Origin of the sequence: Streptomyces rubradiris (genome assembly GCF_016860525.1) — a bacterium.
GTDB classification, from domain to species: domain Bacteria; phylum Actinomycetota; class Actinomycetes; order Streptomycetales; family Streptomycetaceae; genus Streptomyces; species Streptomyces rubradiris.
Genome location: NZ_BNEA01000001.1, coordinates 749,777 through 762,754 on the forward strand (window position 1 = coordinate 749,777; position 12,978 = coordinate 762,754).

Sequence of the window (12,978 nt, forward strand, 5' to 3'; positions counted from 1 at the left end):
CCAGGGAGGTCGGTCATGCCCATCGCGACGGTGAACCCGGCGAACGGCGAGACGCTCAAGACGTACGAGCCCATGGACGAGGACGAGCTGGAACGCCGGCTGGAGCTGGCCGAGGCCACGTTCCGCACCTACCGGACGACCTCGTTCGCCGAGCGCGCCCGGTTGCTGGACAAGGCCGCCGAGCTGCTGGACGAGGACCAGCGGGAGATCGGCCGGGTCGTCACGACCGAGATGGGCAAACCCGTCCGGCAGGCCCGCGCGGAGGCGGCGAAGTGCGCCAAGGCGATGCGCTGGTACGCCGAGCACGCCGAACGGCTGCTGGCCGACGAGGAGCCCGCCGAGTCGGACGTGCGCGACTCGGGCGCCTCGCGGGTGCGGGTGCGCTACCGCCCGCTCGGCCCGGTGCTCGCCGTGATGCCGTGGAACTTCCCGCTGTGGCAGGTGGTCCGGTTCGCGGCGCCCGCCCTGATGGCCGGCAACGTGGGCCTGCTCAAGCACGCCTCCAACGTGCCGCAGACGGCCCTGTACCTGGAGGACCTCTTCCACCGGGCGGGCTTCCCGGAGGGCTGCTTCCAGACGCTGCTGATCGGCTCCGGCGCGGTGGACGACATCCTGCGCGACGAGCGGGTCAGGGCGGCCACCCTGACCGGCAGCGAACCGGCGGGCCGGGCGGTCGCGTCCACCGCCGGGGAGATGATCAAGAAGACGGTGCTGGAGCTGGGCGGCAGCGACCCGTACATCGTGATGCCCTCCGCCGACCTCGACCGCGCGGCCGAGGTCGCGGTGACCGCGCGGGTGCAGAACAACGGGCAGTCCTGCATCGCCGCGAAGCGGTTCATCGTGCACACCGACGTCTACGAGGCGTTCGCCGAGAAGTTCGTCGCGGGCATGCGGGCCCTGAAGGTCGGTGACCCGCTGGCGGAGGACACCGAGGTCGGGCCGGTCGCCAGCGAGCGGGGCCGCGCCGACCTGGAGGAGCTGGTCGACGACGCCCGGCGCGGCGGGGCGAGGGTGCTGTGCGGCGGCGAGCGGCCGGACGGGCCCGGCTGGTACTACCCGCCGACCGTGCTGTCCGGCATCACCCGGGAGATGCGCGTGCACCGCGAGGAGGCGTTCGGACCGGTCGCCACGCTGTACCGGGCGGACGACGTGGACGAGGCCGTGCTCATCGCCAACGACTCGCCGTTCGGCCTGAGTTCGAACGTGTGGACGCGGGACGAGGCCGAGGTCGAGCGGTTCACCCGGGACCTCGAGGCCGGTTCGGTGTACGTCAACGGGATGACCGCCTCCCACCCGGCGTTCCCGTTCGGCGGGGTGAAGCGCTCGGGGTACGGGCGTGAGCTGTCCGGGCACGGAATCCGGGAGTTCTGCAACATCACCACGGTTTGGCAGGGTGCGTGAGGGCCGCGCGGCTACCATCCCGTTCTGTGAACCGCGAAGTGACCCTGCCTCTGATCGTCGACGACCGCGGGGCCTTGCAGGTCTCCGCGGCCGACGTGAGTAAGTTGTTGCGGACCGTGGGCGCGCGATGGCTGCATCTGGTCGAGGCGGGCGAGCAGGGGCTCGACGAGGACACCGTGGCGGCGCTGACCATCGAGCTGGCCAAGCTGGCGGACCGGATCGACGTCGCGTGCATCGCGCACAGCAGCGGGACGCAGTAGGCCGCGCCCGAACGCCCTCACCACCCCGGCAGCCGGGCCGCGTCCGCCAGGCTCCCGCCCCATGCCCCGGCCGCCTGTGCTCAAGGCGCCCCCGCCGTGCCCACCGGGCCTCGGCCGCCCGCGGCCCGAACCGCCTGCCGTCCACGGCCCGAGCCCTCCCCGCCCGCGGCCCGTTCTCCTCGCCGCCGGGCCCTCAGGCATAACGGCCGGCCTGCCGTTTTCCCTCGTCCGGCCGCAGGAATCGCCCTGCGGGCCGGACCCCGGGGTCCCCGGTTCGGAGTAATCCAACGCGAGATCATCGCCCTCCCGGGTGACGGTGGGTGGAGCGCCCACAGAGGCGAACCCACCTTCTGACCGGCGGGCGAAGGCCCTGTCGGAACGCGGAAAGCAGGGACGGTTCATGGCGACCTTGTGCAAGCCCTCGGTGTCGGTCCCGGAGTACGTGATCACGATGGAGGAGACGCTGGAGCTGGCGCGCTCCCGCCACGCCGACCACCCACAACTGCCACTCGCCCTCAGGCTGATCGAGAACACCGGCGTCAAGACGCGGCACATCGTCCAGCCCATCGAGGAGACCCTGAAGCACCCGGGCTTCGAGGAGCGCAACAAGCTCTACGAGGCCGAGGCCAAGGCCCGGGTCCCCGCGGTGATCCAGCGCGCGCTGGACGACGCGGAACTGCTCACCAGTGACATCGACGTGATCATCTACGTGTCGTGCACGGGCTTCATGATGCCCTCGCTCACGGCGTGGCTGATCAACGAGATGGACTTCGACAGCACCACCCGTCAGCTCCCGATCGCCCAGCTGGGCTGCGCGGCCGGGGGCGCGGCGATCAACCGGGCGCACGACTTCTGCTCGGCCTACCCGCACGCCAACGCCCTCATCGTGGCCTGCGAGTTCTGCTCGCTGTGCTACCAGCCCACCGACCTCGGCGTCGGCTCGCTGCTCTCCAACGGGCTGTTCGGCGACGGCATCGCCGCCGCCGTGGTCCGCGGGCGCGGCGGCCGGGGCGTCACCCTGGAGCGCAACGGCTCCTACCTGATCCCGAAGACCGAGGACTGGATCGCCTACGACGTGCGCGCGACCGGCTTCCACTTCCTGCTGGACAAGCGGGTGCCGACCACCATGGAGCCGCTCGCCCCGGCCTTGCGGGAACTGGCCGGCACGCACGGCTGGGACGCGTCCGACCTGGACTTCTACATCATCCACGCGGGCGGTCCGCGCATCCTCGACGACCTGAGCAAGTTCCTCGAGGTCGACCCGCACGCCTTCCGGTTCAGCCGGGCCACGCTCACCGAGTACGGCAACATCGCGAGCGCCGTCGTCCTGGACGCGCTGCGCCGGCTGTTCGACGAGGGCGGCGCCGAGGACCGGGCCCGCGGGCTGCTCGCCGGGTTCGGCCCGGGGATCACCGCCGAGATGACGGTCGGGCGCTGGGCCGACGGGGACGGAGCCGGGCGGTGACCGCGCCGGCGCTCCCCGAGACCCTGCCCCCGGTACGGCACTGGCCGGCGCTCGACCTGCCCGGGACCGACTTCGACCCGGTACTGGCCGACCTGATGGCGGAGGGCCCGGTCACCCGCGTCCAGCTGCCGCACGGCGAGGGCTGGGCGTGGCTGGTCACCCGGTACGAGGACGTGCGCAGGGTGGCGGGCGACCCCCGCTTCAGCCGCGCGGCGGTCAGGGCCAAGCAGGTCACCCGGCTCGCCCCGCACTTCATCCCCGAACCGGGCGCGGTCGGCTTCCTCGATCCGCCCGAACACACCCGGCTGCGCCGCTCGGTGGCCGCCGCGTTCGGCGCCAAGGGCGTGGAGCGGGTGCGGGGGAAGGCGCGGGCCGAGCTGGCGGAGCTGGTCGACGAGCTGCTGCGCGGCGGTCCGCCCGCGGACCTGACCAGCGCGGTGCTCGGCCCGTTCCCGATCGCGGTGATCTGCGAGCTGATGGGCGTCCCGGCCGGCGACCGGCACGCCCTGCACACCTGGACCGGGCTGATCCTCTCGTCCTCGCACGGCAAGCGGATCAGCGAGCGGGCCAAGCGGGAGATGGCCGCGTACTTCGCCGAGCTGATCGGGCGGCGCGAGCACGGCACCGGCGAGGACGTCACCTCGCTGCTGGGCGCCGCGGTGGGCCGTGCGGAGATCACGCTGGACCAGGCCGTCGGCCTCGCCGTCCTCCTCCAGATCGGCGGCGAGGCGGTCACCAGCAACAGCGGGCAGCTCTTCTACCTGCTGCTGACCCGCCCCGCGCTGCTGCGGCGGCTGCGCGCGGAGCCGGAGCTCAGGCCCCGGGCGATCGATGAACTCCTGCGCTACATCCCGCACCGCAACGCGGTCGGGCTGTCCCGCGTCGCCCTGGAGGACGTGGACATCGGCGGGGTCCGCATCCGCGCGGGCGACCCGGTCTACGTCTCGTACCTGGCCGCCAACCGCGACCCCGAGGTCTTCCCCGACCCGGACGCCATCGACTTCTCCCGCAGCCCCAACCCGCACGCGGCCTTCGGCTTCGGCCCGCACTACTGCCCGGGCGGCATCCTGGCCCGGATGGAGGAGGAGCTGCTGACGGACGCCCTGCTGGACCGGGTGCCGGGGCTGAGACTGGCCGTACCGCCGGATCAGGTCCCGTTCCGCAAGGGCGTGTTGATCCGGGGCCCCGAGGCCCTTCCGGTGACGTGGTGAGGCGCTCATGACCGAGACCGAGGGACTGTACGTGCCACCGGGGCACGGCCGTGTCGTCGAGACCCCGGCCCAGCGGGTGACGTTCAAGGTCACCGGCACCCATTCGCGGATGGCCTCCACCTTCGAGGTGGAGGTGCCGCCCGGCTTCGACGTGGGCGCCCATGTGCACACGCGCAGCGAGGAGTTGTTCTACGTCCTCGAAGGCGAGCTGGACGTCCTCGCCTTCGAGCCGCGCATCCGTACCCCCGACAACTGGCAGAAGTGGCAGTCGCCTTCGGGCAGCCGGGTGGTGCGCGCGACTCCGGGCACGGTCATCGTCGTACCGCCGGGCTGCCCCCACGCCTTCGCCAACCCGACGGAGAGCCCGGCGAAGATGTTCTTCCAGGCGTCTCCCCCGCCGGACCACGAACGCTACTTCGAGGAACTGCTGGAGATCCTGGCCGACGGGGGGCCGCCGGACCAGGAGGCGATCGAGGCGCTCAGGGCGAAGTACGACATCGAACAGCTGACGCCGCTGAAGCACCGGTGAGGAGGCGGAGCCGGGTGCGCTGCGCGGCTCCGCCCCGACGTCAGCGGATGGGCATGCCCGACAGGGTCCGGGCGATGACCAGCCGCTGGATCTCGCTGGTCCCCTCGAAGATGGTGTAGATGGCGGCGTCCCGGTGCATCCGCTCCACCGGGTACTCCCGCGTGTACCCGTTGCCGCCCAGGATCTGGACGGCCTGCGCGGTCACCTGCTTCGCGGTCTCGCTCGCGAACAGCTTGGACATGGATCCCTCGGCCGCGGTGAACGGCTTGCCGTTGACGGCCATCCAGGAGGCCCGCCACACCAGCAGCCGTGCCGCGTCGATCCGCGTGCGCATGTCCGCGAGCTGGAAGGCCACGCCCTGGTTGTCGATGATCGGCCGCCCGAACTGCTCGCGGGTCTTGGCGTAGTCGAGCGCGACCTCGTAGGCGGCCCGGGCGGTGCCCACGGCCATGGCGCCGACGGCCGGCCGGGACGCCTCGAAGGTGGCCATCGCCGCGTTCTTCACCCTCCCCCAGCCTTCGGCCGGGGGGACCCCCACGCCCCCGGCGGCCCTGGCCTTCTCCCGGGCCCGCGCGAGGCGCTCGTCCAGCTTCTCCTTGCCGCCGAGCAGGCAGGAGCCGGGCACCCGGACGTCGTCCAGGACGACCTCGGCGGTGTGGGAGGCGCGGATGCCGTGCTTCTTGAACTTCTGCCCCTGGGACAGGCCGGGCGTGCCGGGCGGGACGATGAAGGAGGCGTGGCCCTTGGAGCCCAGTTCCGGGTCGACGACGGCGACGACCACGTGGACGTTGGCGATGCCGCCGTTGGTCGCCCAGGTCTTCGTGCCGTTGATCACCCACTCGTCCTTGGCCTCGTCGTAGACGGCGCGGGTGCGCATGGAGGCGACGTCGGAGCCGGCGTCGGGCTCGGAGGAGCAGAACGCGGCGACCTTGACGTCGTTCTGGTCGCCGTACATCTGCGGGATCCAGGTGCCGATCTGCTCGTCGGTACCGTTGGCGAGGACGCCGACGGCGGCGAGGCCGGTGCCCACGATGGACAGGGCGATGCCGGCGTCCCCCCAGAACAGCTCCTCCATCGTCATCGGGATGCCGAGACCGGTGGGGTCGAAGTACTGCTGCGCGTAGAAGTCGAGGGAGTAGATGCCGACCTTCGCGGCCTCCTGGATGACGGGCCAGGGGGTCTCCTCGCGCTCGTCCCACTCGGCGGCCGCCGGGCGGATCACGTCCGCGGCGAAGCCATGGAGCCAGTCCCGGACTTCCTTCTGCTCGTCGTTGAGCTCCATGGTGAACTCGGCCATGTCCCCTCCAGCGGCGCTGCGATGTTACTAACGGTAACGCGAGTCTGTTACCGGCCGGTAGGATTGTCAACCGCCGAGTCCCTCGGCCTCCCGTTCGATGTCAGGGACGCCGTCAGTGTTAGTTTGCGCAGGCGTCACCGAATCAGCACGGGTGGGGAGAGCACATGGACACCACACAGCGGACCGAGCAGCAGCGGTCCGCCGACCGCCGCCGGCGCGAGCTGCTGGAGGCCGCCGACCGGGTGGTGCTGCGCGACGGCCCGCAGGCGTCGATGAACGCGATCGCGGCGGAAGCGGGGATCACCAAGCCGATCCTGTACCGGCACTTCGGCGACAAGGGCGGTCTCTACGCGGCCCTGGCCCAGCGGCACACCGACGCCCTGCTGGCCTCGCTGCGGGCGGCGCTGGACGCGCCCGCCGGGCGGCGCGAGCGGGTCGAGGCGACCCTCGACACCTACCTCGCCGCCATCGAGGCGCGGCCCCAGGTGTACCGGTTCCTGATGCATCCGGCCGAGGGCAGCGCCGGCGGGGAACAGGGCTTCGACGTCGGCAAGCACTCCGTGCCGCTGCTGCGGCGGATGGGCGAGGAGCTGGCCCAGGTCATCGAGGAGCGGGTGGACCTGGGACCGGACAGCCGGCAGCTGGCCCGGGTGTGGGGCCACGGGATCGTCGGGATGATGCACGCGGCCGGCGACTGGTGGCTGGGGGAACGTCCCTGCTCCCGGGCCGAGCTGGTGCGCTCCCTCGCCGACCTGCTGTGGGGCCGGCTGGCCGCCGCCGGGGACCGGCTGGGCGGACCGGGCTTCTGACGGCCGCCGGCCACCGGCCTACCCCGCCGTACCGCTCCCCCGGTGCCAGGAGGCGCGGGAGACCTGACGCATCAGCCTCCGGTGGCGCCACCCCGTCAGACGGTCGGCGTAGATCTCTCCCTCCAGGTGGTCGCACTCGTGCTGGAGGCACCGGGCGAAGAAGCCGGTGCCGTGCACGGTGACCGGCTCCCCGGCCACCGTCCGGCCCTCGACCACCGCGTGGTCGTAGCGCTCGGTGCCCGCCTCCAGCCCCGGCAGCGACAGGCAGCCCTCCGGGCCCCGGATCACCACGCCGTCCGCCTCCACCAGCCGCGGGTTCACCACGTGGCCCAGGTGCCGCACGTCCTCGTCGTCGGGGCAGTCGTAGACGAACACCCGCAGGGGCACGCCCACTTGGTTCGCCGCCAGCCCGACCCCGCGCGCCGCGTACATCGTGGCGAACAGGTCCTCCACGAGGGCCGCGAGGGCGGGGCCGAAGTCGGTGACGTCCCGGCAGGGCTCGCGCAGTGCCGCGTCGCCGAGCAGGGTGAGGGGCCGGACGCGCCCGCGGGCGCCCGGAATGGAACCGTGTCGCATGGCGGCAAGGGTACGGTTCCTTCAGCTCATGCCCGCCGCGGGTGAGCGGAGGCCGGAATTCGGGTGTGTGAACGGATCTCGATAGGCTGAGGGTCCCACCACGCTGCCGGATGGCCCCAGGCGCGGCGCGTACGCAAGGAGGATCGAGAACTGATGGCAGGCAACTCGGACCCGCTCACGCCGCGGGCCAAGCTGGCCGTGACCGCGGGCAAGGCGGTCGCTGCGGCATCGCGCGCCGCGGGACGCGGCAGCGGGTCGGTGATCGGTGGCCGGGTCGCGCTGAAACTCGACCCCGACCTGCTCGGGCGGCTCGCCCAGAACCTGGACGTCGTCCTGGTGTCGGCGACGAACGGCAAGACCACGACCACCCGGCTCATCGCCGAGGCGCTGCGCGCCGCGGGTCCGGTCGTGTCGAACGCGCTCGGCGCCAACATGCCGGCCGGCATCACCTCGGCGCTCGCGGGCGGCTCGGACGCGAAGTTCGGCGTCATCGAGGTCGACGAGAAGTACCTGGCCGGAGTGGCCCGGGACACCGACCCCAAGTGCATCGCGCTGCTGAACCTCTCCCGGGACCAGCTGGACCGCGCGGCCGAGACCCGGATGCTCGCCGAGAACTGGCGCGAGGGCCTGGCCGGCTCCAAGGCGGTCGTCGTCGCCAACTGCGACGACCCGCTGGTGGTGTGGGCCGCGTCCTCCTCCCCGAACGTGGTCTGGGTCGCGGCCGGCCAGATGTGGAAGGACGACGCCTGGTCCTGCCCGTCGTGCGGTGGTGTGATGCAGCGCCCCGGCGACGACTGGTTCTGCGGCGAGTGCGGCTTCCGCCGGCCCACGCCGACCTGGGCGCTGTCCGGCGACCACGTGCTGGACCCGCACGGGTCCGCGTGGCCGATCCACCTCCAGCTGCCGGGCCGCGCCAACAAGGCCAACGCCGCGTCCTCCGCGGCCGTCGCCGCCGTCTTCGGGGTGCCGCCGCAGGTCGCCCTGGAGCGGATGTACCAGGTGCAGGCGGTGGCCGGCCGGTACGACGTGGTGCAGTTCCAGAACCGCGACCTCAGGCTGCTGCTGGCCAAGAACCCGGCCGGCTGGCTGGAGACGTTCTCCCTGATCGACCCGCCGCCGGCGCCGGTGATCCTGTCCGTGAACGCGCGCGGGGCCGACGGTACCGACACCTCCTGGCTGTGGGACGTCGACTACACCCGGCTGACCGGCCACCCGATCTTCGTCATCGGCGACCGGAAGCTGGACCTCGCCGTCCGCCTGGAGGTCGCGAACCAGCACTTCCAGGTCTGCGACAACCTCGACCAGGCCGTGCAGATGTGCCCGCCGGGCCGGATCGAGGTCATCGCGAACTACACCGCGTTCCAGGACCTGCGCCGCCGCGTCGGCAACTGATCTTCGAAGGGCGATCACCTCATGAGCGACAACCAACTGCGGCTGGTGTGGATCTACCCGGACCTGCTGAGCACCTACGGCGACCAGGGCAACGCCCTCGTCGTGGAGCGCCGGGCCCGGCAGCGCGGCCTGGACGTGGCCCGGCTCGACGTGCGCAGCGACCAGCCGATCCCGACCTCCGGCGACATCTACCTGATCGGCGGCGGCGAGGACCGTCCGCAGCGGCTCGCGGCCGAGCGGCTGCGCCGGGACGGGCATCTGCACCGCGCGGTGGAGAACGGCGCGATCGTGTTCTCGGTGTGCGCCGGCTACCAGATCCTCGGCCACGAGTTCATCAACGACCTCGGCCAGCGCGAGCCGGGCCTCGGCCTGCTCGACGTGGTGTCGGTGCGCGGCGAGGGCGAGCGGTGCGTCGGTGACGTGCTCGGGGACATCGACCCGCAGCTCGGGCTGCCCCAGCTGACCGGCTTCGAGAACCACCAGGGCGTCACCCACCTCGGCCCGACGGCCCGCCCCTTCGCCCGGGTGAAGATCGGCAAGGGCAACGGCACCGGGGACGGCACCGAGGGCGCGTACAACGGCACGGTGTTCGGCACGTACATGCACGGACCGGTCCTCGCCCGCAACCCGTTGATCGCCGACCTGCTGCTGAAGCTGGCGCTGGACGTCAACGCGCTGCCGCCGATCGACGACCGCTGGTACGAGGCGCTGCGCAACGAGCGCATCGCGGCGGCCCAGCAGCCCGCGTAGCCCACGGGCGAGGGGCGGTTACGGCGGCCCCCGTAACCGTCCCTTCAACGGGATCTCAGCGTGGTCCGGCAGACTTCCGGCGGGCCCGCCTGACGGCTCGTCCGCTCACATGTGCGGGCGCGTCCAGCAGGCGGACGCCCGCTGTGGAGCCACCCCCTCACGCCGGTAGGGTGGCCGGGAATCCGCCGGACAACGTGGTCCGGTCACCCGGCCCACGTTGAGAAGGTATTTCGGGCTATGCGCATTGGTGTCCTCACGTCCGGCGGCGACTGCCCCGGCCTGAATGCCGTCATCCGGTCCGTCGTGCACCGTGCCGTCGCCGACCACGGCGACGAGGTCATCGGTTTCCGGGACGGCTGGAAGGGCCTCCTGGAGTGCGACTACCGCAAGCTCGACCTGGACGCCGTGGCCGGCATCCTGGCCCGCGGCGGCACCGTCCTCGGCTCCTCCCGGGTTCGCCCGGAGCACCTGCGGGACGGCGTGGAGCGCGCCCGGGGCCATGTCGCGGAACTGGGCCTGGACGCGATCATCCCGATCGGCGGTGAGGGCACCCTGAAGGCGGCCCGGCTGCTCTCGGACAACGGTCTGCCCATCGTGGGCGTGCCCAAGACCATCGACAACGACATCGCGGTCACCGATGTCACCTTCGGCTTCGACACCGCGGTGACCGTGGCGACCGAGGCCCTGGACCGGCTGAAGACCACCGCCGAGTCCCACCAGCGGGTGCTCATCGTGGAGGTCATGGGCCGGCACACCGGCTGGATCGCGCTGCACTCCGGCATGGCGGCCGGCGCCCACGCCGTCGTCGTGCCCGAGCGGCCCTTCGACATCGAGGAGTTGGCACGGAAGGTCGGCGAGCGGTTCGCGGCCGGCAAGCGGTTCGCCATCGTGGTCGCCGCGGAGGGCGCCAAGCCGCGTCCCGGCACCATGGACTTCGACGAGGGCGGCAAGGACGTCTACGGCCACGAGCGCTTCGCGGGCATCGCCCGGCAGCTGTCGGTCGAGCTGGAGCAGCGCCTCGGCAAGGAGGCCCGGCCGGTGATCCTCGGGCATGTGCAGCGCGGCGGGACGCCCACGGCGTACGACAGGGTGCTGGCCACGCGGTTCGGATGGCATGCGGTGGAGGCGGTGCACCGGCGGGAGTTCGGCGCGATGACCGCGCTGCGGGGGACCGACATCGTCATGGTGCCGCTGGCCGACGCCGTGGAGACGCTGAAGACGGTACCCGCCGCGCGGTACGACGAGGCGGAGTGCGTCTTGTAGTTCGCGGCGTCTCGCGGTGCGCGGGCGTCTTGTCGTTCAGGGCAGAACAATCCGCCCCCGGTCGCGGTCAGGACCGGGGGCGGTTCTACTCTTGGGGGCGGACAACTCGCACAACCCCCACGAAACAGGAGCCGGCGGATGGATCACAGCGGGCACGGCATGATGATGGATCTGCCGCCGTTCACGCTGGGGCGAGGGCTTGCGTGGTCGGCGGACCCCTTCTTCCTCGTCGCCTGCGTGGCCGGGCTGGCCCTGTACGGGTGGGCCGTCGTACGGCTGCGGCGGCGCGGGGACGCGTGGCCGGCCGGGCGGACGGTGTCGTTCGTCGCCGGCGTGCTCACCATCGCCCTGGTGATGTGCACCAAGCTGAACGACTACGGCATGGTCATGTTCAGCGTGCACATGGTGCAGCACATGGTGATCAGCATGCTGTCGCCGATCCTGATCCTGCTCGGCGCCCCCGTCACGCTGGCGCTGCGCGCGCTGCCGGCCGCGGGCAGGGGCCGCAAGGGGCCGCGCGAGCTGCTGCTGATGCTGCTGCACAGCCGGTACATGCGGGTCATCACCCACCCGGCGTTCACCATCCCGCTGTTCATCGCCAGCCTGTACGCCCTGTACTTCACCCCGCTGTTCGACTTCCTGATGGGCTCGAAGACCGGGCACATCGCGATGATGGTGCACTTCCTCGCGGTCGGTGTGGTGTTCTTCTGGCCGATCATCGGTGTGGACCCCGGCCCGCACCGGCCGGGCCACCTGATGCGGATGCTGGAGCTGTTCGCGGGCATGCCCTTCCACGCGTTCTTCGGCATCGCGCTCATGATGGCGTCGACCACGATGGTGGACACCTTCGAGCACCCGCCGGCCTCGCTGGGCATCGACGCGCTGTCCGACCAGAGCGCGGCGGGCGGCATCGCCTGGGCGTTCAGCGAGATCCCGTCGGTGCTGGTGCTGATCGCGCTGTTGTTCCAGTGGTACCGCTCCGAGCAGCGGCAGGCCAAGCGCAAGGACCGGGCCGCCGACCGGGACGGTGACAAGGAGCTGGAGGCGTACAACGCCTATCTGGCCTCGCTGAGCGCCCGCGAGGGCTGAAGCCGGGGTGTCCCGTACGGGCCGGAGCCGACCGGGCTCCGGCCCGTCGTCGTACCCCGCGGTGTCCCGCCGTATCCCGCCGGGGCGGGAATCGGGGCACCATGGGTCGGGGACGGACCACGAGGAGGGTGTCGCGATGCCCGGTACCACGAACGGCTCCAATGGCTCCGCCAAGACGATGGGGGGTCTCACGGCCGGCGCGCTGGTCCTCGTGACCGCCTACACGGTCGCGCTCGGCAGCAACGGCTGGCTGTGGTTCGGCTGGGTGGTGCTGGGGCTGCTGACCCTGGCCGTGGTCGTCACCCGGTCCTGAGCCACGGCCCGCGGGAGCTGGCTACAGTGCCCGCATGAACAGCAGGACACCCGCGTTCGACGAGCTGGACCGCCGGATCATCACCGCGCTCATGGCGAACGCCCGCACGAGTTTCGCCGAGATCGGCACGGACGTGGGGCTGTCCGCCACGGCGGTCAAGCGGCGGGTGGACCGGCTGCGGGAGACCGGGGTGATCACCGGGTTCACGGCGACGGTGAAACCGGCGGCGCTGGGCTGGCGCACGGAGGCGTACGTCGAGGTCTACTGCGAGGGCGCGGCTCCGCCCCGGCGCCTGGCGGAGGTGGTGCGCAACCATCCGGAGATCGCGGCGGCCATGACGGTGACCGGCGGCGCCGACGCGCTGCTGCACGTGCGGGCGCGGGACGTGGAGCACTTCGAGGAGGTGCTGGAGCGGATTCGCGCCGAGCCGTTCATCCGCAAGACGATCAGCGTGATGGTGCTGTCCCACCTGCTCCCGGAGAGCCCGGAGGCGGGTGCCACCCACGCGGCCCCCGAGTGACCGGACAGCGGGGGCGCGCGCAGGAGGCGTGCGTGCGTGCCGGTGAGAACGCAGCGATGCTGCGCATCTACGCAGCCTTTCGCGCTTGTCGGCCGTCTCCCTC

The 12,978-nt window shown here is 72.0% G+C and carries 14 protein-coding genes; 12 read left to right on the forward strand and 2 right to left on the reverse strand.

Annotated features, from left to right (window positions below; all coding sequences use genetic code 11):
• Window positions 1–15 precede the first annotated feature (15 nt).
• The 5 genes from Srubr_RS03525 (at window position 16) to Srubr_RS03545 (ending at window position 4,866) form a co-directional block, all read left to right on the forward strand.
• Window positions 16–1,401: an NADP-dependent succinic semialdehyde dehydrogenase gene (locus Srubr_RS03525; RefSeq protein WP_189993559.1), complete on the forward strand. Its 1,386-nt coding sequence runs from the start codon at window positions 16–18 to the stop codon at window positions 1,399–1,401.
• Between the two features lie 26 nt (window positions 1,402–1,427).
• Window positions 1,428–1,661 (forward strand): DUF6213 family protein, encoded by a 234-nt coding sequence (locus Srubr_RS03530; protein WP_030603860.1) that lies wholly within the window; start codon window positions 1,428–1,430, stop codon window positions 1,659–1,661.
• Between the two features lie 400 nt (window positions 1,662–2,061).
• On the forward strand, window positions 2,062–3,126 hold the full coding sequence (locus tag Srubr_RS03535) for a type III polyketide synthase (RefSeq protein ID WP_189993561.1): 1,065 nt from the start codon (window positions 2,062–2,064) through the stop codon (window positions 3,124–3,126).
• On the forward strand, window positions 3,123–4,337 hold the full coding sequence (locus Srubr_RS03540) for a cytochrome P450 (RefSeq protein ID WP_189993563.1): 1,215 nt from the start codon (window positions 3,123–3,125) through the stop codon (window positions 4,335–4,337). Before Srubr_RS03535 ends, Srubr_RS03540 begins: the two co-directional genes overlap by 4 nt.
• A 7-nt stretch (window positions 4,338–4,344) precedes the next feature.
• Complete coding sequence (locus Srubr_RS03545; protein WP_030603852.1) at window positions 4,345–4,866, forward strand: cupin domain-containing protein; 522 nt, start codon at window positions 4,345–4,347, stop codon at window positions 4,864–4,866.
• A 40-nt stretch (window positions 4,867–4,906) separates the two neighbouring features.
• Here Srubr_RS03545 and Srubr_RS03550 read toward each other — a convergent pair whose 3' ends face one another.
• Entirely contained in the window at window positions 4,907–6,163 is a 1,257-nt protein-coding gene (locus Srubr_RS03550; RefSeq protein ID WP_189993565.1) for an acyl-CoA dehydrogenase family protein, read from the reverse strand.
• Window positions 6,164–6,327: 164 nt separating this feature from the next.
• On the opposite strand from Srubr_RS03550, the gene Srubr_RS03555 reads away from it, so the two are divergent.
• Window positions 6,328–6,972, forward strand: a complete 645-nt coding sequence (locus Srubr_RS03555) for a TetR family transcriptional regulator (RefSeq protein WP_189993567.1) — start codon at window positions 6,328–6,330, stop codon at window positions 6,970–6,972.
• A gap of 18 nt (window positions 6,973–6,990) precedes the next feature.
• On the opposite strand, the gene def is transcribed toward Srubr_RS03555, so the two are convergent.
• On the reverse strand, window positions 6,991–7,548 hold the full coding sequence (def, locus tag Srubr_RS03560; RefSeq protein ID WP_189993569.1) for a peptide deformylase: 558 nt from the start codon (window positions 7,546–7,548) through the stop codon (window positions 6,991–6,993).
• Between the two features lie 153 nt (window positions 7,549–7,701).
• Here def and Srubr_RS03565 point away from each other — a divergent pair, with 153 nt between their 5' ends.
• The 6 genes from Srubr_RS03565 to Srubr_RS03590 all read left to right on the forward strand — a co-directional run bounded on the left by Srubr_RS03565 (window position 7,702) and on the right by Srubr_RS03590 (window position 12,875).
• The gene (locus Srubr_RS03565) at window positions 7,702–8,940 is read left to right on the forward strand and encodes a Mur ligase family protein (protein WP_181793633.1); all 1,239 of its coding nucleotides are present in this window, start codon (window positions 7,702–7,704) and stop codon (window positions 8,938–8,940) included.
• 21 nt (window positions 8,941–8,961) lie between these two features.
• Window positions 8,962–9,690 carry a type 1 glutamine amidotransferase gene (locus Srubr_RS03570; protein ID WP_189754472.1) on the forward strand — a complete coding sequence of 243 codons (729 nt, stop codon included), beginning with the start codon at window positions 8,962–8,964 and terminating at the stop codon, window positions 9,688–9,690.
• 237 nt (window positions 9,691–9,927) lie between these two features.
• Window positions 9,928–10,953 (forward strand): 6-phosphofructokinase, encoded by a 1,026-nt coding sequence (locus tag Srubr_RS03575; RefSeq protein WP_189993571.1) that lies wholly within the window; start codon window positions 9,928–9,930, stop codon window positions 10,951–10,953.
• Between the two features lie 138 nt (window positions 10,954–11,091).
• Window positions 11,092–12,042, forward strand: a complete 951-nt coding sequence (locus tag Srubr_RS03580) for a cytochrome c oxidase assembly protein (protein ID WP_189993572.1) — start codon at window positions 11,092–11,094, stop codon at window positions 12,040–12,042.
• A 136-nt stretch (window positions 12,043–12,178) separates the two neighbouring features.
• Window positions 12,179–12,355, forward strand: coding sequence for a hypothetical protein (locus Srubr_RS03585; RefSeq protein WP_189993574.1), 177 nt, complete (start codon window positions 12,179–12,181; stop codon window positions 12,353–12,355).
• A gap of 34 nt (window positions 12,356–12,389) precedes the next feature.
• Complete coding sequence (locus Srubr_RS03590; RefSeq protein ID WP_189993576.1) at window positions 12,390–12,875, forward strand: Lrp/AsnC family transcriptional regulator; 486 nt, start codon at window positions 12,390–12,392, stop codon at window positions 12,873–12,875.
• The last annotated feature ends 103 nt before the right edge of the window (window positions 12,876–12,978 follow it).